Origin of the sequence: Psychrobacter immobilis, assembly GCF_904846225.1 — a bacterium.
GTDB classification, from domain to species: domain Bacteria; phylum Pseudomonadota; class Gammaproteobacteria; order Pseudomonadales; family Moraxellaceae; genus Psychrobacter; species Psychrobacter immobilis_F.
Genome location: NZ_CAJGZJ010000003.1, coordinates 162,959 through 186,807, shown reverse-complemented (window position 1 = coordinate 186,807; position 23,849 = coordinate 162,959). Strand labels below are relative to the sequence as shown.

The window sequence follows — 23,849 nt, the reverse complement described above, 5'->3', positions numbered from 1 at the left end:
ATTAAACCAATTTAAGAGACTTAAACCTAGTAGCCTCAAACTCGGTAGCTTTAAACGGTAAAGGATTCGCCGCAGCCACATTCACCTTTTTGATTGGGGTTACTGAATTTGAAACCTTCGTTTAACCCTTCTTTTTCGTAATCCATCAACAAGCCATCCAAATAGACCAAGCTTTTAGGATCAATAAAGATGCTGACATCACGGCTTTCATAGCGTGTGTCATTCTCGTCAGGCGTATCAACAAACTCTAAAACGTAAGCCAAACCCGAGCAACCCGCTGTACGGATACCAACTCGAATGCCTTCACCTTTACCGCGATTGTCCAAAAAATCTCGAACATGCTGAGCGGCGCGTTCTGTCATTTCAATCATGCCAACTCCCATTGACTATCAATAATACATATCAATAAAACGTTAAAACTTTATATATTGGCAACCAAAATGATGAGCTTGCCAAAACATTATGCTAATAATGTCTAGAAAATAAAAGGTGACAATTACATAAGCGTCATTGTCACCTCTTTAGCGTTAGTAGCGGCTAAACGTACGGCTACCAAAGCATTGCTAATAAAATAATAGCGCAGACGCTACTAGCTTTAGCTGACGGCTTCTTCTGTTACTGCGGCGGCGCTGTGCTTGCCTTTATAATCGCTAATAGCAGCTTTGATGGCATCTTCTGCAAGAACAGAGCAATGCACTTTTACTGGTGGCAGTGCCAATTCTTCAGCAATGTGACTATTCTTAATTTCACCAGCTTGATCCAAGCTTTTGCCTTTTAGCCACTCAGTAACAAGTGAGCTTGAAGCAATTGCTGAACCGCAGCCATAAGTTTTAAAGCGTGCATCTTCGATAATACCATTATCATCGACTTGGATTTGCAGACGCATCACATCGCCACATGCTGGGGCACCAACCATACCGGTACCGACATTTTTGGCATTTTTATCAAGATTGCCAACGTTGCGTGGATTTTCGTAATGATCAATAACTTGGTCGCTATAGGCCATGGGGTTTTCTCCTAGTTAGATGATGAGTGGTAGATTATCTGTCTTTAAAACACTACCCACTCATCGATAATTGGGGTCAAACACTTAACTGTAATTGTCTGATCAATCGTTTAATGAATGTATTTGATAACGGTATCGTTATCCAAGTTTAATTTTAGTGCTCAGCCCATTCGACTGAATTTAAATCAACACCTTCTTGATACATGTCCCAAAGCGGTGATAAAGCACGTAATTTATCAACGGCTTCATGCATTTGCTTGATGACTGTGTCAATATCTTCTTCAGTCGTATAACGACCAAAACTAAAGCGGATTGAGCTGTGTGCCAATTCGTCTGGGCGACCAATAGCGCGCAATACATATGATGGCTCAAGCGTCGCTGAGGTACAGGCTGAACCTGATGAAACCGCTAAGTCTTTTAGCGACATCATGAGAGATTCGCCTTCAACGAAGTTAAAGCTGATATTTACAATGTTAGGTACGCTGTTCTCAAGATCACCGTTTAAATAAATCTCTTCGATATCTTGCAGACCATCCCATAGTTTTTGGCGTAGTTTTGCGGCATGAGCATTGTCTTCTTTATAACTGTCATTGGCGAGCGCGAATGCCGCTCCAAGACCAACGATTTGATGCGTCGGTAATGTACCTGAACGCATACCGCGCTCATGACCACCGCCATGCTGTTCTGCTTTTAAACGGATACGTGGTTTACGACGAACGAACAAAGCGCCAATACCTTTAGGGCCATAGGCTTTATGACCTGAGAAACTCATCAAATCGATTTTCATCTCTTCAAGATCAATCAGTACTTTACCAACAGACTGCGCGCCATCGACATGGAATACCACACCCGCTTCACGAGTGATTTCACCAATAGCAGCGACATCAGTAATCGTACCAAGCTCGTTATTCACCATCATGAGTGATACTAAGATTGTGTCGTCACGTAAGGCTTCTTTAACTTGTTCAGGCAAAATAAGACCTGTACTTGGCTTCGGCTCAAGATAAGTAATCTCAAAGCCTTCTTGCTCAAGCTCACGGCAAGTATCAAGTACAGCTTTGTGTTCAATTTTACTAGTGATAATGTGCTTACCACGAGACTGATAAAAATGTGCAGCGCCTTTGATGGCTAAGTTGTCAGATTCAGTGGCACCAGAGGTAAAGACGATTTCGCGTGGATCAGCGTTAACCACATCAGCGACTTGCTGACGAGCGGTTTCTACTGCTTCTTCTGCTTGCCAGCCGTAACCATGCGAGCGCGAGGCTGGATTACCAAAGATGCCATCTACCGTCAGATATTCGCTCATTTTGGCAGCTACTGATTTAGCAACTGGCGTGGTGGCGGCGTAATCTAAGTATATAAGGTTGTTATGTTGGCTCATGCTGGGTTTGCCTCGCTGTTCGATAGGGTAATAGTATTGATGTCTTTTATGGAAATCTCTTTAGTAGCTGTGTGCTGGCGTTCTGAAACTGCTGGCACGTTTTCCATGTCTAATAATTGCGCTAAAGTTATATTTTTCAAGTAGTGTTCAATATGATTGGATAATGCACACCATAAGTCATGGGTTAAGCACATTGTACCATCTTGACAGTCACCGCGTCCTTCACACTGCATCGCATTTACTGATTCATCAACAGCAGATATGATGCTCATCACATCTATTTCATGCAATGGTTTGGCTAGATGATAGCCACCTGCTGCACCACGAATACTAGTGACAAGGCCACGTTTACGAAGTTTTGAGAATAACTGTTCAAGGTAGGAGATAGAAATCGATTGCCGCTTGGCGATGTCAGATAGGGATACAGCACTGTCTTGTTGGCTGGTTTGTAATGCCAAATCTAATAATGCAGTAACGGCATATCTGCCTCGGGTAGTCAAACGCATATGTTATCTCCAAACTTTATATATCATTTCTATTTAACAACGAGCTTAGTGAAATGAGACTTATTATTGGCTAATACTGTTGGAGCTATTGCCTGAATCCTGTATCTGCTAAGTGGTGTCTTATCGTTATTAAACAGCAGATGATTAACCTGATGTGTACAACGATTAGGCCAATTATACTTAATCCCGAGTAATTTAGTCAAGATTAAAGTGTGGTTAAATGGTTAATCTAGCTTATGGCTATTATTGATAAAAACAATGATATTAAAGGAAGTTAAAAATCAGGATAGGCACATTAATATCGAGGGTTTAATTAATGCTAAGTGTTTAAATAGAGAAAAGTTAGTTAGTATTTCGAGCATCTCAAGTAAAGGTGAAAAATAAAAAAAGCGTTCAATGCTTTTTTATCAGCAGCAAACGCTTAACTTACTTAATTGTACAGGACGGCATGATCGAAATTAATTCATAAATAGCGCTATGATTGAGCCAATCATAATAACGATGGCAATGACGGTTACGATCATTAGGGTTTTTTGTTTGCTTTGCGACTCTTTTAAAGTGGTTTCAAGTTCGCGGTTCTTGATAGTTAGCGTATTTATTTGAGTTTGTTGTTCTTTGATACGTAACTTGTAGCTTTCCTTTTTTTCTTCGATGTCAGCTTCAGTTGCATGGCTCTTGTCTTTGCCGCCTTTAAACTTCTTCATCAAACCTCGAATTAAGCCGCCAAGACCGAGCTGCATTATAAATTGCTTCACCAATTGCACTTGAACCGACTCACCGCGCATTTGCAGTTTTTCAGTGGTTTCGCTATCGTGAGTGGTAATCGCATTGAGAATTTGGATACTGTAGGCATTGATAATCACGTCAGGCTCACTACGATCAGCAGGTAATTGCGCATCTAATAAGACACCTTTGGTACTAAAAGTAGCAAAAACCTCGACATGCGGCAAATACAAGCGTAGTGCTACAACAGTACCTTGCTTGGCAAGCGGATAAGCCGCTTTACGCAGTTCTGGATCTAAACGCAACAATAGTGTCAGCGCTGACTCGATGAACACCAGAATGATATTAAGAAGAGAGTGAGACAACGTAGAACGCTTCATGTAAATAATCCGTTTTTTTTATTTAGCAAATCAGAGGCAAAAGATAAGTAATCGTTAAAATTTACCAAATGACTGCGGTGATATTTTGATTATAGTAACGTCTTTATAATAAAAAGTAACGATAGTTTCTGTCAGTTGATAAGTTATTACCTTACAATCGGGGAGTCAATGACAACACTGTTATTTATAGCCAGCAATGTGGCCTAGTAATGTATCGATAGAACGTAACAATCGTTCTAAAATATAGCTCGGCCTAGCTTTCAGCTAAAATATCGGGCAAATAACTGAGTTTCAAAAGCTTTGCGTAACATTGGGTGTCAAATACGTAGTTCAGTGGACAAAAATATGTAAAATTGCTTGCGCTCCTTATGCTGCCTTGATATAAAGACGATAACAAAGCGAGACCTGTTAATACGCCAGTCAGGTATTTTTTATTGCTTAAATGCTATGAGAGCGTTACAATGCTTGGCGTGAGCGTTTATTATCCCCCTTAAACTTGAAGGAAATTTTATGAATAAGTCAGAATTAATTGATAGCATCGCGGACAAAAGTGGTCTAAACAAAACTCAAGCTGGTGATGCATTGAATGCTGTTATGGAAAGTGTTGGCGAAGCATTAGAAGCTGGTGATAGCATTTCACTTGTTGGCTTTGGTACTTTTAGCGTAAAAGACCGTAAAGCCCGCACTGGTCGTAATCCTAAGACTGGCGAAGAGCTTAGCATTCCAGCAAGCAAAGTACCTAGCTTCAAAGCTGGTAAAAACTTAAAAGAGCGCTTAAACTAAGCCATTCTTTTAAAGCAGACGCTGTATAACGATGTAATACACGGATAAAACAGCGTTTGCTAGCAGTAAAGTACTAGATGGTCGTTCATAGCTTAAGTGATAAATTAGGCGAAAATTTGAACGAATAAAAAGCACCTAATCATTAGGTGCTTTTTTTATCGCTATAGTTTGTATTATGCAACGTGAATATTTTGAGTCTGCATCAAAAATCACGTATCATAGGGCGCGCGATAGATGCGTTGTTTAAACAAGGCTACTTTGATTGGCCTTATGATTCTCTATTAAATGCACACGTTCTTACTTTTACCATTGCCTGCTTAGATAGCATTGATATTAATAATAGTATTACAATGGTTTTTCATCAATATAGGTTAATAAAGCAGAGATAACTATGGATAAATTGCGCGATTTCTTAAAAAGCTGGCCAGGTCGCATTTTATTGATTTTATGCCTATCGCCGCTCGCTCTATTGGGTGTCGAAAGCTATTTTGGAGGTGGGGTTGATCCCAACCAAATCGCTCAGGTAGGTGAAGCAAGCGTAGGGTCGTCCGAGTATCAGACTGCCGTAAATAACCGTCGTGCTGAAGTCTTAGATCAAGTTGATGATGCAAGCTTATTAAATGAAGATGTGCTGCATGAGCAGGTTCTAAAGGGCCTTATTGATCGTACATTACTAGAGCAGCAAGCTGGCAAGCTTGGCATGACTGTCTCTGATGACACTATTAATCGTTTATTGCGTCAAGAGGAAGTTTTTAAAGGCGCAGACGGTAATTTCTCTAATGATCAATTTGCGAACTTTTTGCGTCAGCGCGGTATGACTAAAGATCAGCTGTTTGCAGAGTTTCGCAATCAGCTAAGTCTTGATCAGCTCAATGCCAGTATCGTTGGTACCGCAGTATATCCAATGAAAGCGGTTAGCCAATTGATTGACTTGCAGCTTGAGTCACGTAATATTTGGCTGCATCGATTTAAGTGGCAAGATTATGCCGATCAGGTTAAGTTGAGTAAGAACGACATACAGATCTACTATGATGGCAATAAGGATTCATTAAAAAGCGCTGCCATGGTGGATTTGGCTTATCTACAACTTAGCCCGCAAACCATTCAGATGAATGACGTGACCGAAGAAGATGTGCAGCAGCAATATGACGCTTACAAACAAGGTCTCGCCGTCGTCGATGAACGTAAAATCAGTCAAATTCTCTTCACAGGTGACAATGCTAAAGCGAAAGCAGATAAAGTTAAAGCTCGTCTAAATAAAGGTGAAGCTTTTGCCGCATTGGCTAAAACAGAATCTGATGATCCATCAGGAGAGACTGGTGGCGATATTGGTCGTTTTAATCCAACGGTATTTGGCAACGATGCTACAGTGGTGCAAAAGGCTTTAGAAGGACTGAGTGTTGGCGATGTAACAGCGCCTATCAAGACCAGTTTTGGTTATCAGATATTTACGGTAACCGAAGATAATGGCAGCAAAACGCCAAGTCTAGAGAGCATGCGAGATGAATTAACCGCCAAAGCAAAAGAGTATAAGCGTCAGGGAACGTATGCAGATAAAGTGACCGCGATTAATGACTTGGCAGCAGATGGTTTTAGTATCGAAGACATTGCTCAGCAAGAGAACGTGACGTTAAAACGTATCAAAGATTATCGTAAAAATAATAACCAATCGGTACTGGCTCAACCAGTAGTGATCAAACAAGCCTTTGATGAATTCACTATTCAAGATCAGGCAGTGACAGCCGCCATCGAAGTAGGTAATAGTACGGTATGGGTGCAACCAAGCAACTACCGTCCTACTAAGACGCTTAGCTTAGCTGCTGCTACACCAAGAGTCACGCAGATATTACGTCAGCAAAAAGCCACGGCACTGGCGCTAAAAGAAGCCAAAGCATTGGCTGCTGGTATTAAGACACCTGCTGATATGACTAAGCAATCGATACGTTTTCAGGCATTAGGTGAAGTCAATCGTCAAACGACTCGGTTGACAGACAAAGAACGCGGATTGGCCTTTAGTCAGCAAGCCGCTAATAATGGCGTTGTGGCTATCGCCAGTGAAACTGAGACGGGTGTGACTTTATTGGTCGGCGATCGTATCAAAACCGAGCAGCAGTCGCCATTGTCTGATGAGCAGCGAGCGCAAACAGCGGCAATTATTCGTGATAATTTAGGACAAGATCAGCTACAGGATTACTTAGATTATCTACGTTTGGTTTATAAAGTTGAAATCAACGAAGCTAATATGGCAAGTGCACAGGGGCGTTAAGCGTTTGATTGCTTATTAATCCTATACTGCCATAAGAGCAGAACATAAAAAGGCCACTGTATCGTTACAGTGGCCTTTTTTGTGGATGATGCTGATGGTATATATACCATCAGCACTTTAGATTTTTCTATTATCATCCATTAATCGTAACTTATTAATGGCGGAAATGACGCATACCGGTAAATACCATCGCGATACCATGCTCGTTTGCCGCAGCAATGGTTTCATCATCACGCATAGAGCCGCCTGGCTGAATAATAGCAGAAATACCGACTTGGGCCGCGTTATCAATGCCATCACGGAACGGGAAAAAGGCGTCCGAAGCCATAACAGCGCCTTCAGTGGCCAATCCAGCGTGTTCCGCTTTGATAGCGGCAATACGTGCTGAATTGACACGGCTCATTTGTCCTGCGCCCACACCTATAGTGCGTTGACCTTTCGCGTAAACGATAGCGTTAGATTTGACGTATTTTGCCACGTTCCAACTGAACAGTAGATCCGCAATTTGCGCTTCAGTCGGCTGTACGTCAGTGACGATTTTTAAATCTTTAGCCGTGATTAACCCAAGATCTTGCTCCTGTACCAACAGGCCGCCATTGACACGCTTATAGTCAAGTTGAGTATCACGCTGATCGGGGGCTGGTAGCTCGCCACATACCAATACGCGTACATTTTTCTTAGTAGCAGTCGCTTCAAGCACGCCATCTTCAATACTAGGCGCGATAATAACTTCTACAAACTGATTGTCGATAATGGCTTTAGCGGCAGCGACTGTCAGTGGACGGTTAAAAGCAATGATGCCACCAAAAGAAGATTCAGGATCGGTACTAAAAGCAGTGTGATAAGCCGCTACTTGATCGCTATCGACAGCAACACCGCAAGGGTTAGCGTGCTTAACGATAACGCAAGCAGGTGCATTAAACGCTTTAACACACTCAAGGGCCGCATCAGTATCAGCGATATTATTATAAGATAACGCCTTACCTTGTAACTGCTTAGCAGTGGCAATAGAGGCCTGTTGGCTTTTTAGTGGGTGATTTTCGGTATAAAAAGCTGCATTTTGATGTGGGTTTTCGCCATAGCGTAGGTCTTGCGCTTTCTCAAGCTGTACATTGAACGTACGTGAAAAATGCTCAGGCTGCTGGCTTTCATTGACACGGCTGCCTAAAAAGTTGGCAATCATACCATCGTATTGTGCAGTATGTTCAAACGCTTTAACCGCTAAGTCGTAGCGTAGCGCAGTGGTCAATTCAGTGCCACTACCTAAAGCGGCAAGTATACGCTCATAATCTGCTGGATCAGTAACGATACCTACGTGAGCATGGTTTTTTGCCGCTGAACGCACCATAGTAGGACCACCGATATCGATATTTTCGATGGCATCGTTCATGGTTACATCCGCACGAGCAATGGTTTCAGCAAAAGGATATAAGTTGACGACCACCAAATCAATGCGTTCAATTGCGTGGTCACTCATCACGGCATCATCTGTACCACGACGTCCCAAGATACCACCATGAATTTTAGGGTGTAGCGTTTTAACACGGCCATCCATCATCTCAGGAAAACCTGTGTAATCTGATACTTCGGTCACAGCGACATTGTTTTCTGTGAGTAACCGATAGGTACCACCAGTAGATAGTAAGCCAAAACCTGCGTTAATAAGGCCTTGAGCAAACTCAACGATATTAGATTTATCGGAGACCGACAATAGGGCAAGTGGGGTTGTACTCATAAAAAAACTTCCATAAAAAAAGCCTGACGTAAACGTCTGGCAAGGTGATAACGACAATTATTGTAGACAGTATCACAATGGATAAAGTCATGAACGTTCAATTGCCATGCATAATGCTTATCAATGAAGATAGGTGCGGTCATATGGCTGGTGCTACATTAATCCATAGGTTTTGAGTTTTTTGCGTAAAGTACCGCGATTCAGACCGAGGATTTGTGCACATTTGGTTTGATTACCTCGAGAGTGTTCAAGGACAACCGTTAAAAGCGGCTCTTCGACTTGCTTTAAAATAAGCTCATATAAGTCGGTAGGTATATCATCACCCAGCATTGCAAAATACTGTCTTACCACCCGCTCTACATGCACACGCAGTGGCTCGTGCGTATAGTTTGCATAGTTTTCTAGAGAGGAGCTGGAACCATAAGCCGGATGTTGATAATCACTTTTATTATAGTCGATAGGATACTCAGGGCTTTTGGCAAAATGATTGGCATTATGCTGTGCATGAGGTGCCATAAGATAATATCCTTGAGATTAGAGGAAATCAAACCATAAGATGTTAGGGTATTATATCAAATTAATATTGTCTAGCACTGATATATTGGTCGTTATCTTGCCAGCACTATTATTAATTAGCGTTCATATCGATGATATTTATAACATATCGATTCTATCTATAAAAAGCTACCTTACTTAAAAAGTGTGCTCAATACATAGGGAGCAAGGTAACTTCTCGAATTTGTGCGTTGGCAATAGGTATCGTGAGTAGTAATTGTCGGTCACTTTCAGCGGCTAATTGGCTTTGCTTACTCAAAAGATAGTCATTCGGTGCTGCGATAAACTCGCCAATCAGATTATCTGCGCCATAAACGCTGACTTTAACATTAGGATAGAGCTGCGATTTTGCGCTTTGGTTGTTTAATGTAGCACTCACATCACTAAATGCACCAGTCGTTTGAACTTGACTGGCTTTGTGACTGGCGTTGGTAATGGCGAATGCGCTTAGATCTGCACTAGGCAAACTACAAGCCGCGATCGAACATATCGCCTGAAGGCGCTGAGCATAAACAGGATTTTTGACCAAATTATCTAGGTTAAAAATGACATATTGTGCAAAAAGTAGCAGTGCTAATACCAAGCATCCAAGTGCCCACAGTAGCGATGCGATCGAATGTTTTTCTGACGTTGGTGCAAACCTTTTTTGTGCTTGCGCTTTTCTGATACGCTCTTCAGAGAGGTTATCTTCATCTTTGAGAGAAACACCCATATCGATCAATAATTGCGATAAATCTGTGTCATCTTGCGGCATACTTTCACTTTTATTTTGTTCTATAAGAAGCTTTTCGAGCCATGAATTGTCAGCGAAGTTGTCAACATTTGCATAAAGATCATTAGCCTCTGTTGAGCTAAGTGCAGACTGTTGTGATGATGTATGCTTTGTTACAGCGGGAGAGGGCGATAATTTCACGGACGAACGGCTATTTTTATTGATTGTTTTAGGAGTATTATTTGATGGTTCGTCAATCGATGTATCGGTATGACTGGTTTGAGTCAACCACGCATCCATGCTGTCTAATGAGTCATAATCTGACGTCGTTTCTGCTGGCCCATCGGTATCCATATCATCATAAATCATGTCATCATGAATTAAGTCGTCATGGATTAAAGTATCAGAGAAAAATTCTTTTGAAGGTTGACCATTCAGATTGGATTGACCACTTATATTGGTCTTTATTGTATCGGCTTCAGTAGTAGCAGTATTAAAAGCATCAGGAGTGACAATAAGATGTTTGTTGACCAAAAATCTCTGGTGGCAGTGATCACATTCGACAGTCGCTTTTGCTTGATTTAACTGAGATTTTTGTATTTTCAAGCAGGCATGACAATGAGGACACTGAGTTTTTATTGGCGTGGTCATAGAGTCGAATCCAAAAAAGTATGATGATCAATACCGCTTAGCCACTCACTAACAGTTGCCTATCATACTAATAATGCCATTTAGATACTCTACAAATTTATGAGTCACAGGCAACGATAGAGTGGCGTCAAATAGATAACATTTGACCGCCCTCTATCGTAACAGATGTAATTAAATGTTGCTAGCCTGTAAATGTACCAGACAACCGCTGCCAATGTTGTTCTTCTTGTGCCGTAAAAGCATGCTTTGGATCAAGCGCAAAATAGGGCTGATAAGCAGCAGTGACGTCCTCGGTTTGTGATTCGATCAAACCTGCTAATACAATACGGCCTTTAGGTGCCATAAGTGTGGCAAAATAAGGTGCTAAACCAATAAGTGGCTTGGCTAAAATATTGGCGACGATAACGTCTACGGGCAAGATATCATTTTGCGCACAATAATCGGCAAACGCTTCTGGTAAAAATGCTTGTAGGCAATGACCAACATCATTACGTTCTGCATTTTGATTGGTCGCGAGTACTGCTTGTGGGTCGATATCGACTGCATACACTTGGCGCGCCCCTAACAATAAAGCCCCAATGCCCAAAATACCTGAGCCACATCCATAATCAATGACTACTTTATCTGTTAAGTCTTGCTCTGTGAGCCAGTCGAGACATAAACGAGTAGTGGCATGATAGCCTGTACCAAAGGCTAGTCCTGGATCCATGATAATATTGGTCGCATCAGGATTGGGCGGCGTGAGCCAATTTGGTACAATCCATAAATCATTTGCGCATTGGATAGGGTGGTAGTTGCTCATCCATTCGCGTTCCCAATCTTTATCATCAACGGCGCTTAGCCAGATACGTGTGGCTTGTACTTGCGCTGCGATTTCATGGCTTAACTGCTCGACAGCCTGACGGCTACCCGCAGCGTCGGTCGCATCGAATAATCCAGTCAAGATAACGTCATCCCATAGTGGTGATTCACCAGGTAATGGCTCAAATAGAGGTTGGTCACCTGCGTCGTCTAAAGCGATTGATAATGCGCCTGCTTCGAGTAGTAGTGCCTCAGCCAAATCGACGTTTGCTTTTTCACACTGTAAGTGCAGTTGTTGCCATGCCATAACGATAACCTTAAGCGAAAATAAAATGAATATATGTTGTAGATAAACGATTAGTATTGGATAACTTATAAATATATAGAGTACAAAAATTATTGGAAAATAACTTTTATACTTAGTACTTCAAATATACTTAGTACTTCAAAAGTTAAGGATGCAAAATCTAAAAATATTAGCGTAAAGCTTGCTTCGCTTCACTAATGACGCGTGAATTGCTTTGGGCTTGCCCTGATTGCAAAATTATTTGCCACAGCGCTCGCCTGCGACCCGTATCTTGAGAAAAACTTAAACCGCGTCGTGCCATTGCTTCTGCTTTGCGAGGTTGGTTCTTTTTTAATGCCACTTGTGCCAAATAAAAGTAAACTGCAGAGGATTTAGGTGCGAGACGCTGGGCGCGAGTAAAGCTATTTTCGGCATTGGTCAGTTTGCCTGTTTTTAGCTGACTGATACCCGCTTGCATCAAATTGCGAAACGCTGGCAAATTGCTATTATTACTGGCAGCCTTTTGCGTCCGCTGCTGGGAGTTTTTTCTGGCCTGCTCTAATAGCTCATTATGTGAGGGCACCGATGGCTCAGAAATCATGTAGTCATTACGAGAAGGCGGGGTAACCACTGTATTAGATTGATCTGCTGCTGAGCTAGATGGCGTAAAGATAGGGGTTTCTTGCGTCAACGGATTAAATGGCTCTGATGAGTCGGAGGTGCTATAAGGATCAATTGTATTATCGATTTCGTCATCGGTTCTGACAATAGGTGCTTGAGTAACCGTAGTTACTACTGTGGTAGCCGCTGTTTTTGGCATTTGCGACGATGAGTCAGTTTGAATGGGTATGGTTTGCCTCGTAGCAGCCGTACCAGTCGTACTGGGCGCAGTCTGACAGGCACTCAAACTCAGCATGGCGATAAAGGCACCGACTGCCAATACTGTGTTGGCAAGTGCAGTCCTTTTAAGCGGCATAATAACGCCTTGCTTGGCTGAGACTGTTTGCGTGATATTTGACACCATGTTGAGACCCTTTATAAGTTTTAAAGTTTTTTTAGAACCATTCAACAGCACGATCATACCAAGTATCTGCACGACTTTCTGCGTCATTCTCTGTTTGGCCGTCATTATCAACCGCTTCGCCATCTGGAATCTCTAAACCTTCACGGCGGCGTTGCTGGTTGATAGCACCTTGCTCGCTTTGCACTTGCTCACGATCTTGCTGATACAAGCCTATAGCGCAACTGCTGGCCTCTTCTGGTAGATGCGCTGACAGCACTGGTAAGTAGCGAGCATCGGCACAGCGTTCATTAGACAATTTACCTGAGTTATTTTCAAGCCATAGCCACTCGATACCTTCAGGCTCTGGTAATGCCACAGGCGTGAGTTTCAATTGTTTCATATAATCAACCCAGACTGGTAATGCCCCAGTACCACCGCTCAACCCAATCGGCTTATTGTCGTCACGACCAACCCAAACCACACTGACATAGTTACCACTATAGCCTGCAAACCAAGCGTCGCGGAAATCATTCGTCGTGCCTGTTTTGCCCGCCAGATTTAAATTGCTACCAAGCGATTGCGCACGTTTACCTGAACCCGTTGCAACCACTTGCTGTAAAGCATAATTGGTCAAAAAATTGGTCTCAGGTGGAATGCTACGCTGAGTATTAAGGCCAGTACGTTGTAAGATACGACCACGATCATCAATGACACTACGAATACTATGAATAGGCGTGCGAAAGCCACCAGTTGCAAAAACTTGGTAAACGCCAAGCATATCCATTGGGCTAAGATTGACCGAACCTAACAAAGCAGAAGGATAAGGCGGTATTTTTTCTTTAACACCCATACGCTGTAATTGTTTGGCAAATGTGCTTACCCCAAACTCCATACCCAAGCGTACCGCGCTATGATTATAAGATTGCGATAAAGCTGTGGTAAGAGGAACATAACCATGATCGCGATTGTCATAGTTTTTAGGGTTCCACTTGGTACCGTCGTTTAGATTGACAGTAATGGGTGAGTCATCTATGGAGCTGGCGAGGTTATATCGGCCACTTTCAAGCGCTGTCATATAAATAATGGGCTTTAATAACGATCCTACTTGACGCTTGGCATCGACAGCACGGTTAAAGCCTGTAAATTCACTGCCACTGCCTACCACAGAAACAAGCTCGCCTGTCTCAGGATTGGCACTCACTAACGCGCCTTGCAGGTTTTTGGTTTTGCTATTATTACGACGTAGCTCACCCAGCTTTTTATCAACGGCTTTGTCTGCGGCTAACTGAGCAATAGGGTCTAAGGTACTAATAATAATCAGACCTTCATTTTTGAGATCATCAGAGTAGTATACGGTATTGAGTTCACGCTTAACGATATCCAAAAAGTCAGGAAATTGACTCTTACCTTCAACAGGCTTATCAACGACACCAAGCGGTCTCTCTAACGCTTTATCATAATCTTCTTGATTGATTGAGCCTACTGCCAGCATATTGCTGAGCACAATATCACGGCGCGCTTTTGAATCGTTTGGATTGCGGCGTGGATTATAAATACTCGGGCCTTTTGCCATACCGACGAGCAAGGCTTGTTGATCTAAACGCAGCTCTTTAAGTGGTTTGTCAAAATAAAACTGCGAAGCCAAGCCAAAACCATTGATAGAACGGTTGCCGTTTTGACCTAAGTAAATCTCATTCAGATAAGTTTGCAAAATTTCATCTTTGCTATAATGCAGCTCTAGCAGCACAGCCATCAATGCCTCATTGGCTTTGCGTTTTAGGGTACGGTCTGAATTGAGATAGAAGTTTTTGATAAGCTGCTGAGTAATAGTCGAGCCGCCTTGTCTAGAGCCGCCAGAAAAGTTGTTCAGTACAGCACGAGCGATACCGCGTATAGATACCCCTTTGTGCTCATAAAATGCGCGATCCTCAGTGGCTATCAAAGCATCAATTAATGGTTGTGGCACCTCATCTAAAGACACAACCAAACGATCTTCATTACTGTCTGGATAAATACCACCGATATTCACAGGCTCTAAGCGAATGATGCCGCTTTTGGCAGGCACCGTACTTTGAACTGAATCAATTTTATTACCAGCAATCGTCATTTTGATGACTTGTTCGCTGTCTTTATCGCTTGCGCTATAAGTAAAACCGCGCGTATGAATAAAGTAGGTATTGCCTGCTTTATGATAAGTACCAGTGCGATCATAAGCTTTGTCGCTTTGATAATTAAGCAACTCCAGCCACTTCTTCATGGTATCGGTATCGACATTAGCGCCCTGATATAATTCAAGCGGCTGAGAATATACTTTGGCAGGAATATCCCAGCGCTTGCCCTCAAACTTGTGAGTAATGGTGCGGTCAAGTTTGATTAAATATAGTGCCAATAACACCATGCCAGCGATGATGACGATTAATATAATACTACTAAACACCAAGCCGCGCTGCTGTGAGGGTAGCGTATGCCGAGCATGCTTAGATGACTGTGGTAGCTTGAAATTGGATTTTTGCACTGATGTCGCACCATTTTTGGATAAAAAACTGCCTCATAATGACGCAAATTGACAAATTTTTCAATCTATCATCGTCAATGCAAGTATTCATTGCTAATAGGCGATGGGCAGTTATACTGCTCAAAGCCGTTGCTTATAGTATAATCTCTATTGAAACATAGATATCTACAGTAAAGCGTTGGCAGCTTTTAATTGAGTTTATATTTGCTATATAAGATAGCAATTTACGACTGCTATCACGATGTATTTTGTATGAATCCGCTTTTGGTGCTTATTTTTTGACAGCTAATAGTGCTTATGCTTAGTAGTGGTTATGCTTAGTGGTACTTATGCTTAGTAGTGCTTATGCTGTGCCAAATAGCTGAAGCCGAGATTATTGAAAACCGCTATTTTGTACGATGTTGAACACAATTAATGATAGCAAGTTTACTTAGAGCAAATAGGGTTCGAGCAAACCTATATAAAGGAAGTAAGCGCGATTATGTCTAGTACTCCATCACCAGTGGCATCCACCACTCATTATCATGAAGACAATTCTATCACTGAAGGGTTAGTGCTGCCACTTGCAGGTCACTGCTTTCATTGCGGTGATCCTGTGCCGCAGCCACCATTTTATGCTGAAATACTAGGCAAGTCGCGTGAGATGTGTTGTATGGGCTGTCAACTGGCGTCACAAAGCATCGTAGAGGCTGGACTTGAGCAATATTATTTGGACCGCTCAGAGATTAACCGCACGGCAAGTCTGCCAACCCAGTTAACGCGCCTCGAAGTTTACGATCATGATGAGATAAAATCTCAGTTTGTTTATGCGCAAGATGGTCTGTCAGTGGCAGAATTGTCTGTCAATAATCTACGCTGCGCGGCTTGCACTTGGTTGATTGAGTCGCGTTTAGCTGAGTTAGAGGGTATTGATAAATGTCAGGTTAACTTGACCAATCAGCGTATGCGGGTAACTTGGAATGAAGAAAAACTACCCATTAGTCGCATTTTAGCCGTTATCAACGAAATCGGCTACGAAGCCAAGCCTTATCGGCAAGATACTCATGAAGCCATGCTGGCACGTCATAACAATAAGATGCTATTGCGTCTAGGTATCGCAGCTTTGGGGGCGATGCAAGCCATGATGTATGCCGTTGCCCTTTACTTTGGTGAATATAGCGATATGTTGATATTTCAGCGAGATTTTTTGCGCTGGGTCTCTCTATTTGTTAGTACGCCTGTTTTCTTTTATGCGGGCATGCCTTTTTTTACCTCAGCATGGTCAGCGGTTCGCGCCCGTCAAGTCAATATGGATGTGCCCGTCAGTCTTGCTTTGATTATTACTTTTTTTGCCAGTCTCTATGCCACTATCACAGGACAAGGAGAGACATACTATGATTCAGTCAGTATGTTTATTTTATTCTTGTTGGCTGGGCGTTATATTGAGCATAATGCGCGTTTAAAAGCCGCTACCATGGCCAATGATTTGGTGGTAATTGAACCTGTACTGGTTCAAAAGATTGCTGAAGATAAAGAGGCTGCTAAACGCATTTTGCAGCAGTTAGAGCAAAATAGTCTCAAAAAAACAATGGTTAATAAGGAAAGTGAGGATCCTGCTACTCAGGTCAGTGATGGAGATGTGCATGAGAGCAGCGACCAAAATGTGTCCAGTTTTATGCCTAACTTTATGCAGAGCATGGATGCCAATGTTCATCAGTTAACGTCACATATTGCACAAGGATGGCAGCAGACACGCAATCAATTACTAGGTCTATCATTACCTAAAGATCATACAGAAGAAAAACAGATGGTGACCACCCACAGCTTACAAGTGGGTGATATCGTCATGGTTGAGGCAGGTTCTGAGATCATCAGTGATGGTATTTTGCTCAGTCCAACCGCAACGGTGTCGCAAAGCTTGCTAACGGGTGAGGGCGACTTGATTATCAAGACTCAGGGCGATTATATCGTTGGCGGTGCACAAAATGATAGTCAACCATTTGAGATGCTAGTCACAGCGCTGCCAAAAGACAGCCAAATTGGCTTGATTGATCGGCTAATGAATCGTGCCATGAGTGAAAAGCCAAAGCTGGCACAGCAAGCCGATAAATTGGCGCGTTGGTTTGTCGCGCGGATTTTAGTATTGTCAGTCTTGGTCTTTATTGGATGGTACATGGTCGATCCAAGCCAAGCTATTTGGGCGACGGTAGCGGTTTTGGTTGCGACGTGTCCTTGTGCGCTATCTTTAGCGACCCCCATTGCCTTAACGGTGGCAACAAATCGATTGGCCAGCTATGGTTTTTTAACGACGCGTGGACATACGCTACAAACGCTGGCTGAGATCACCCATGTGGCTTTTGACAAAACAGGTACGCTGACTTATGGCAAGCCAAACTTACTCAATATTGAGCTAATAGCGCCTATAAACTTAGCGCCTGTAAACTCAGTGTCTATAAACTCAGTGTCTATAAACTCAGTGTCTATAAACTCAGCGTCTATAAATCATAATGAAAATGATGCCTTAGCGTTATCTGAACAAAAAGACAAAGTATTGTCCATCGCGGCAGCTCTAGAGGTGGGAAGTCGTCACCCCATTGCTCATGCTTTACTGACCGCTGCTTATCAATTGCATCTGCCAGCGACACAAGAGTTGCATCATTATCCCGCAGGCGGCGTAGAAGCGGTGATTGATGGAGTGTCATACCGAATTGGTCATGTCGATTTTGCCTTAGATAAAATGAATACTAATTCTGATGTAAATCCTGAATTTACCATTGATTTGACGACACACCGTGCCAGCTCAGCGGTAGTCTTGTCTCGTCAGCAAAGTGAGTCAAAGGATTGGCAAGCGCTTTCGTGTTTTTACTTTAATGATAAAGTACGTGACAGTGTCAAACCCATGATTGATATGCTCAAAGGACAAGGTATTGAACCGATCATGCTGACAGGAGATCCAAGTCCACAAGCACTAGTGATGGCTAAAAACTTAGGTCTGCCATTTGCCTATAACGGCCTATCGCCAATGGATAAGGTCAATCATATTCAAAAATTGCAGGCTGAAGGTGCGGTAGTACTAATGGTCGGAGATGGTATCAATGATGCACCAGTATTGGCGGCGGCAGATGTGTCGACCTCAATTGCTGGGGCAGCAGATTTGGCCCAAGTATCAAGTGATAGCATTATTTTAAATGGACAAATCGAATCCATTACTGCCGCTAAGCGTATCGCTAATAAAACGGAACGTATCATCAAACAAAATTTTCGCTGGGCACTTATTTATAATAGTAGTGTATTGATACCAGCCGCTTTGGGTTACGTCCCGCCTTGGCTTGCTGCTATTGGCATGTCATTAAGCTCATTGTTCGTCGTATTGAATGCGCTGCGTTTAAAACGCGCTTAGTCTGAATCAGACTTGAATTTAATCCATAAAAAACCGCCTTAGATGAGAGGCGGTTTTTTATTTACAGTATAGCTAGACAGCTTTTATATCAGTCTTGTAGATAGCTTAGCAGACGCATAAATTCGATGTACATCCACACTAGCGTTGCAAGGATACCGATACTGAATAACCATTCATAGTCTTCAGAGATACCCATTGCCACACCGCGATCAATATTATCAAAGTCCAGTAACAACGTAAAAGAAGCGATAACAATCACGAATAAGCTAAAGCCAATAGCGATAACGCCGCCTTCAAATAAAAATGGCAAGCTTGAACCAAACGCTAAAGAAAGAACCCACTGCGCGACGTAAACGAGCATAATAGCGATTAGCGCTGAAGTCACAATTGAGCGAAACTTCTGAGTGACTTTAATCAAACCTGAGCGATATAGACCTAGCATAACCGCTGCTGTCACAAACGTTGCACACATGGCAGTGACTGGCACGCTGGGATACATTCTCATGAAAAACAGCGAGATACCACCTAGAAATATACCTTCTAAGAGAGCATAAGGAACGGCAAAGGTTTTGGCTTTTTGTGGTTTAAAGGTGATGAAAAGGGCAAGACCAAAAGCGGCAAACATGCTACCAAAGGCTGCCATCGTAATAAAACCTTGCGATAAACCAGCCATCAGCGCGTAAAAGAAAAAGCCCACACCAGTGATGGCTGATAACCCAAGTAGGAGACTGGTCTTTTGAATCACACCCTTGACCGTCATGGGATTACCGCCGATCGCAAGTTCTGCGCGACTGACAATAGGATTGGCCATAAATATGTCCTTAATAAAGTAAAAATAATATAGATATTAGCTACTTTAGCAAAACCGCCATTATTGTCAACGGTGTTTACGTGACAACTGTCAATGCTTTACAACACGTTAGAGAGGGTTGTTAATTCATAAAAGTAATACGTCACTAAACACTAAACAGGCGCGTCTAAAGATAACCTGTGACTGCTTTTATATGGCATTGATTACGACAGTTAACAACGATAATTCATAAACATGCTAGTCTAAGCGTGTATTTACCGCTATCATTCCCCTGTACTTTATCGTTATACCGAGTCGTTTTATGGAAAACTCAGCGCAGTCAGCAAGATTACCGCACTTACATGAATCAGAGCTGTTCCACGCGATCAAAAATCCTGCTTTTAGGCGCATTGGTTTGATGGGCCGCGCGGGTAAGCGTAGCGTCACCCAAAGTCTAGTACAGATTGCTCAAACCATCAATGATATGAATCTTACATTGATTATGGATATGCAAACGGCGAATTTGCCGACATTAGATCTGACCGAGATTGAAAAAGTCAAAATTGTTAAGCGTGGCTTGATTGGTGAGATTTGTGATTTGGTTATCGTGGTTGGTGGTGATGGTTCGATATTGCACGCCGCTGAGGCGCTGGCGCGTTATCGTGTGCCTGTATTAGGTATCAATCGTGGCCGTTTGGGTTTTTTAGCCGACGTAAAACCTGATGAAGCCGCCTTTAAACTACGCCAAGTATTGATGGGCGACTATCAATTGGATCATCGGTTTCTATTAACCATGGAGATACGAGAAGGGCGCAATATCATTCATGAGGACATGGCGCTCAATGATGTGGTGTTGCATGCAGGAAAATCGGTACATATGATTGACTTTCAGATGAAAATTGATGGTCAGGATGTTTATAGACAGCATAGCGATGGCTTGATAGCGGCGACACCGACTGGCTCAACTGCTTATGCGCTATCTGGTGGCGGCCCCATCATTCATCCGAGCATGGATGCCATCTGTCTGGTACCTATGCATCCACATACGTTATCTAGTCGACCGATTGTGGTGAGTGGTAACAGCGAGATTTGTATCCGCATCCATGAAGACAATCGTACTCAACCGATGGTTAGTGCAGATGGCAAGCCAAGCGTCCCACTTGAACAAGAGCAACGGCTTTATATTCGTAAGCATCCTGATAAATTGACCCTATTACATCCGCCAGGGTTTGACTTCTATGAAGCATGTCGCACGAAGTTGCACTGGAACGTCCATGCAGAAGAATTCAGTCTTGACGTTGATGATGATATTATAGACGATGAATAATAGCGTCTATAGTATAAAAATAGCAGTATAAAAAACAGTAGTGGAGAGTAGGTAAGATGGATAAACAAACAATATTAGCAAGTTTAACGCCAGAAGTGGTTGATAAATTTCGTATGGCGATTGAGCTGGGTAAATGGCCTGATGGTCGCAAGCTGAGTGCTGAGCAGCGCGAGACGTGTATGCAAGCGGTAATGGTTTGGGAGCATGAACATCTGTCACCTGCCGAGCGCACGGGCTACATTCACAAACCAGTCAAAGAAGATGGTTCTATTGCTGGTGCTGAATGCGATGTCGAGCATGAGCATCACTATCCTAATATGCCCAATCCTAAAGGCGCGGTACAACCTATTAAATTTCGTGATAAATAGGCTCAATCATCGATAATGACACATAATAAAAAAGCCACGCTAGTTAGCGTGGCTTTTTTATTGCTGAATAAATTAATTATTAAAGCGCAGACGTATCAACACTAGGACGTACCGTTAATGGATTCTTTTGCATTAAGAATCCTTGCCAGCCCCAATGGAGAAAATTGCGAATATTAGCATGATCTGTACCGTTAGGCGTTGCTTGAACGTTGGCATAATGCTCACCGAACAGTTTTAGCGTATCCAATTGATTCAGACCGTGGTGCTTGGCAAAACCAAAAATCTTCGCACTACCTTCATTTTCACCAGCTGCATTATGTACCATGCCATTAACGAAAGGCGCAGGTACATACCGGTAAAAATCATCAATAAAACTGATGACATCATTGAATCCAATGGCTTTTTTGTTCAAGCCATTAAGTAAAGCCGATACATCTGATTGGCGGATACTCATAAATAAATGACCTTAGAGCAGATTAAAAAAGCAGCGTTTATAGATACTGCTTATGAAAATGTAATACCTGTGCGCTCGAGGATTATTAGTCACTAAACTTTAAATGTCGTTAAACCTTAAATATTGTAGCTTGGCTTAACGATTAAAATAATCTTCGTCATCAAATGAAGGCGCAAAACTGCCTTGCTCAAGATGCTGCATTTGCGACTGTACAGAACGCTCATGCTGAATACGCTGGTAAATCTCTTCGCGATGTACGGCAATATCTTTAGGTGCGTTTACACCAATACGTACTTGATTGCCTTTAACACCTAGGACAGTCACACTGACCTCATCACCAATCATTAGCGTTTCGCCCACGCGGCGTGTCAAAATTAACATGCGTCACACTCCTTATGTCGCATCAACAAATTATTACTCATTGTATTATTACTCAATTGCAGAACATCACCGCAGCACTAAATATGCAGTGTATAAATGACAACCACAATACTTAACATCGTGCCAATAGCGGCAATGATAGGTGAATTCATTTAGCCCAAATGAAAGCCCCATTATAGGGGGCATAACAGATAGTGTCACGGATTTTCACAAAACTATTAGATAAAGATTAACCTTAGCAATAATAAAAAATAAAAATAGGATCTAAATAGATCCTATTTTGCTTAAATACTATCAATATTTGCTTATTATGTGACCGTAACCACTAAAACCATATTTTAATAGCTAGGGCGTGTCTTCAATCTGAACAAAAACGACTAAATGGGTTAAAAATAGCTAAATCTTGCCAAACATCGTCAAATAGCTAGTCAATATCTCGATATTATCTGCACTATTTTCCTTGTTTGGCTGCCATTTATCTTATTTTTATCACCATTTTCAGATTGAGGACACGCCCTAGTAAATATCACAGTCCAGCGATTTTACTTTCGCCATCTTCACGGTCAAGACCAAATGCGGTATGTAATGACTTAACGGCTTTTTCTAAATACTGATCTTGAATCAGAACAGATACTTTGATTTCACTGGTCGATATCATTTGAATATTGATATTGTTTTCAGCCAGTGTTTGGAACATTAGGCTTGCGACACCGGCGTGTGAGCGCATACCGACACCAACCAAAGACACTTTGACAACTTCGCTATTGCCTAGTATTTCTTTGGCACCAATCTCGTCTTTGACTTCTTCGTTAAGCACTTTCATGGTTTTGTCTAAATCAGAGCGATTGACCGTAAAAGTAAAATCTGTCGTACCATTGACCGAAAGATTTTGCACAATCATATCGATTTCGATATTGGCGCGACCAATCGGGCTTAAGATAGCAGAAGCGATACCAGGATGGTCAGGTACACCGCGCACTACAATTTTTGCTTCGTCTCTGTTAAAGGCGATACCTGAAATGATTGCCTGTTCCATATTGTCTCCTTCGTCTATCGTAATTAGGGTGCCGACGTTGTCTTGAAACTCTTGGTCAAAACTGCCGTCGGTATTTTCATCAAAGCTAGATAGCACACGCAAAGGCACACCGTACTTGCCAGCGAACTCTACTGAGCGGATTTGTAGAATTTTAGAGCCAAGACTTGCCATTTCAAGCATTTCTTCAAAGGTGATTTTTTCAAGCTTTTTGGCTTTTGAAGTCACGCGCGGGTCAGTGGTATAGACGCCATCGACATCAGTGTAGATTTGACATTCATCAGCACCTAGTGCGGCGGCAATAGCGACGCCTGTGGTATCAGAACCACCGCGGCCTAACGTGGTTGCGTTGCCTTCTTCGTCAATACCTTGAAAGCCTGCAACGATGACGATATTGCCAGCATCTAACTGCTCACGAATATTTTTATCATCGATACTTTCAATACGCGCTTTATTGTGGGCGCTGTCGGTTTTGATGGCAACTTGACGACCCGTAAATGAGCGCGCCCCAATACCAAGCTCTTTAATCGCCATGGCGAGCAAGGAGATAGAAACCTGCTCACCCGTTGAGACCATTTGATCGTATTCGCGAGGATCAGGCTGATTGCTGATTTGGCGCGCCAGATCAATTAAACGGTTGGTTTCGCCACTCATGGCAGATACCACAACGACTATTTGATGGCCATTATCATGCCAGCGTTTGACTCGTTTGGCGACGTTTTTAATGCGGTCGATACTACCCATCGAGGTGCCGCCGTATTTCTGTACTATTAACGCCATAAAAACCTACCTATTATTCATTAATGGCCTTTTT

Annotated in this window: 19 protein-coding genes and 1 pseudogene; 5 read left to right on the top strand and 15 right to left on the bottom strand. The window is 42.5% G+C overall.

What is annotated here, in order from left to right; genetic code table 11:
* Positions 1-50: 50 nt before the first annotated feature.
* The 5 genes from iscA to JMX48_RS03670 all read right to left on the bottom strand — a co-directional run bounded on the left by iscA (position 51) and on the right by JMX48_RS03670 (position 3,996).
* Entirely contained in the window at positions 51-371 is a 321-nt protein-coding gene (gene iscA / locus JMX48_RS03690; protein WP_110922414.1) for an iron-sulfur cluster assembly protein IscA, read from the bottom strand.
* A gap of 224 nt (positions 372-595) precedes the next feature.
* Positions 596-1,006 carry a Fe-S cluster assembly scaffold IscU gene (iscU, locus tag JMX48_RS03685; RefSeq protein WP_201534443.1) on the bottom strand — a complete coding sequence of 137 codons (411 nt, stop codon included), beginning with the start codon at positions 1,004-1,006 and terminating at the stop codon, positions 596-598.
* Positions 1,007-1,160: 154 nt separating this feature from the next.
* Complete coding sequence (locus JMX48_RS03680; protein ID WP_201534441.1) at positions 1,161-2,387, bottom strand: IscS subfamily cysteine desulfurase; 1,227 nt, start codon at positions 2,385-2,387, stop codon at positions 1,161-1,163.
* On the bottom strand, positions 2,384-2,893 hold the full coding sequence (locus JMX48_RS03675; protein WP_201534439.1) for an Rrf2 family transcriptional regulator: 510 nt from the start codon (positions 2,891-2,893) through the stop codon (positions 2,384-2,386). The genes JMX48_RS03680 and JMX48_RS03675 overlap by 4 nt, the downstream gene beginning before the upstream one ends.
* 458 nt (positions 2,894-3,351) lie before the next feature.
* Complete coding sequence (locus JMX48_RS03670; protein ID WP_201534437.1) at positions 3,352-3,996, bottom strand: hypothetical protein; 645 nt, start codon at positions 3,994-3,996, stop codon at positions 3,352-3,354.
* Positions 3,997-4,506: 510 nt separating this feature from the next.
* Here JMX48_RS03670 and JMX48_RS03665 point away from each other — a divergent pair.
* Entirely contained in the window at positions 4,507-4,779 is a 273-nt protein-coding gene (locus JMX48_RS03665) for an HU family DNA-binding protein (RefSeq protein WP_045445077.1), read from the top strand.
* Between the two features lie 391 nt (positions 4,780-5,170).
* On the top strand, positions 5,171-7,045 hold the full coding sequence (locus tag JMX48_RS03660) for a SurA N-terminal domain-containing protein (protein WP_201534435.1): 1,875 nt from the start codon (positions 5,171-5,173) through the stop codon (positions 7,043-7,045).
* 154 nt (positions 7,046-7,199) lie between these two features.
* Here the strand turns inward: JMX48_RS03660 and purH are convergent, their stop codons facing one another.
* From purH to mrcB, 6 genes are all read right to left on the bottom strand, one after another.
* Complete coding sequence (purH, locus tag JMX48_RS03655) at positions 7,200-8,780, bottom strand: bifunctional phosphoribosylaminoimidazolecarboxamide formyltransferase/IMP cyclohydrolase (protein WP_201534433.1); 1,581 nt, start codon at positions 8,778-8,780, stop codon at positions 7,200-7,202.
* Positions 8,781-8,933: 153 nt separating this feature from the next.
* Complete coding sequence (gene fis, locus JMX48_RS03650) at positions 8,934-9,239, bottom strand: DNA-binding transcriptional regulator Fis (protein ID WP_227687892.1); 306 nt, start codon at positions 9,237-9,239, stop codon at positions 8,934-8,936.
* A gap of 247 nt (positions 9,240-9,486) precedes the next feature.
* Positions 9,487-10,698, bottom strand: a complete 1,212-nt coding sequence (locus tag JMX48_RS03645) for a DUF3426 domain-containing protein (RefSeq protein ID WP_201534427.1) — start codon at positions 10,696-10,698, stop codon at positions 9,487-9,489.
* A gap of 181 nt (positions 10,699-10,879) precedes the next feature.
* Positions 10,880-11,806 (bottom strand): 50S ribosomal protein L11 methyltransferase, encoded by a 927-nt coding sequence (gene prmA / locus JMX48_RS03640; protein WP_201534424.1) that lies wholly within the window; start codon positions 11,804-11,806, stop codon positions 10,880-10,882.
* Positions 11,807-11,975: 169 nt separating this feature from the next.
* Positions 11,976-12,809, bottom strand: a complete 834-nt coding sequence (locus JMX48_RS03635; RefSeq protein WP_201534422.1) for a tetratricopeptide repeat protein — start codon at positions 12,807-12,809, stop codon at positions 11,976-11,978.
* 31 nt (positions 12,810-12,840) lie between these two features.
* Positions 12,841-15,303, bottom strand: a complete 2,463-nt coding sequence (mrcB, locus tag JMX48_RS03630; RefSeq protein ID WP_201534420.1) for a penicillin-binding protein 1B — start codon at positions 15,301-15,303, stop codon at positions 12,841-12,843.
* 481 nt (positions 15,304-15,784) lie between these two features.
* On the opposite strand from mrcB, the gene JMX48_RS03625 reads away from it, so the two are divergent.
* On the top strand, positions 15,785-18,682 hold the full coding sequence (locus JMX48_RS03625) for a heavy metal translocating P-type ATPase (protein ID WP_201534418.1): 2,898 nt from the start codon (positions 15,785-15,787) through the stop codon (positions 18,680-18,682).
* Positions 18,683-18,770: 88 nt separating this feature from the next.
* On the opposite strand, the gene JMX48_RS03620 is transcribed toward JMX48_RS03625, so the two are convergent.
* Positions 18,771-19,493: a Bax inhibitor-1/YccA family membrane protein gene (locus JMX48_RS03620; RefSeq protein ID WP_201534416.1), complete on the bottom strand. Its 723-nt coding sequence runs from the start codon at positions 19,491-19,493 to the stop codon at positions 18,771-18,773.
* Positions 19,494-19,794: 301 nt separating this feature from the next.
* Between JMX48_RS03620 and JMX48_RS03615 the strand changes: the two genes are divergently transcribed.
* Complete coding sequence (locus tag JMX48_RS03615; RefSeq protein ID WP_201534414.1) at positions 19,795-20,799, top strand: NAD(+) kinase; 1,005 nt, start codon at positions 19,795-19,797, stop codon at positions 20,797-20,799.
* Positions 20,800-20,855: 56 nt separating this feature from the next.
* Complete coding sequence (locus JMX48_RS03610; protein WP_201534412.1) at positions 20,856-21,167, top strand: YeaC family protein; 312 nt, start codon at positions 20,856-20,858, stop codon at positions 21,165-21,167.
* A gap of 79 nt (positions 21,168-21,246) precedes the next feature.
* On the opposite strand, the gene JMX48_RS03605 is transcribed toward JMX48_RS03610, so the two are convergent.
* From JMX48_RS03605 to JMX48_RS03595, 3 genes and pseudogenes are all read right to left on the bottom strand, one after another.
* Positions 21,247-21,621 (bottom strand): HopJ type III effector protein, encoded by a 375-nt coding sequence (locus JMX48_RS03605; RefSeq protein WP_201534409.1) that lies wholly within the window; start codon positions 21,619-21,621, stop codon positions 21,247-21,249.
* A 213-nt stretch (positions 21,622-21,834) separates the two neighbouring features.
* A pseudogene (gene csrA / locus JMX48_RS03600) lies at positions 21,835-22,002 on the bottom strand (carbon storage regulator CsrA); the annotation flags it as partial.
* A 526-nt stretch (positions 22,003-22,528) separates the two neighbouring features.
* Positions 22,529-23,815 (bottom strand): aspartate kinase, encoded by a 1,287-nt coding sequence (locus tag JMX48_RS03595; RefSeq protein WP_201534406.1) that lies wholly within the window; start codon positions 23,813-23,815, stop codon positions 22,529-22,531.
* Between the last annotated feature and the right edge of the window lie 34 nt (positions 23,816-23,849).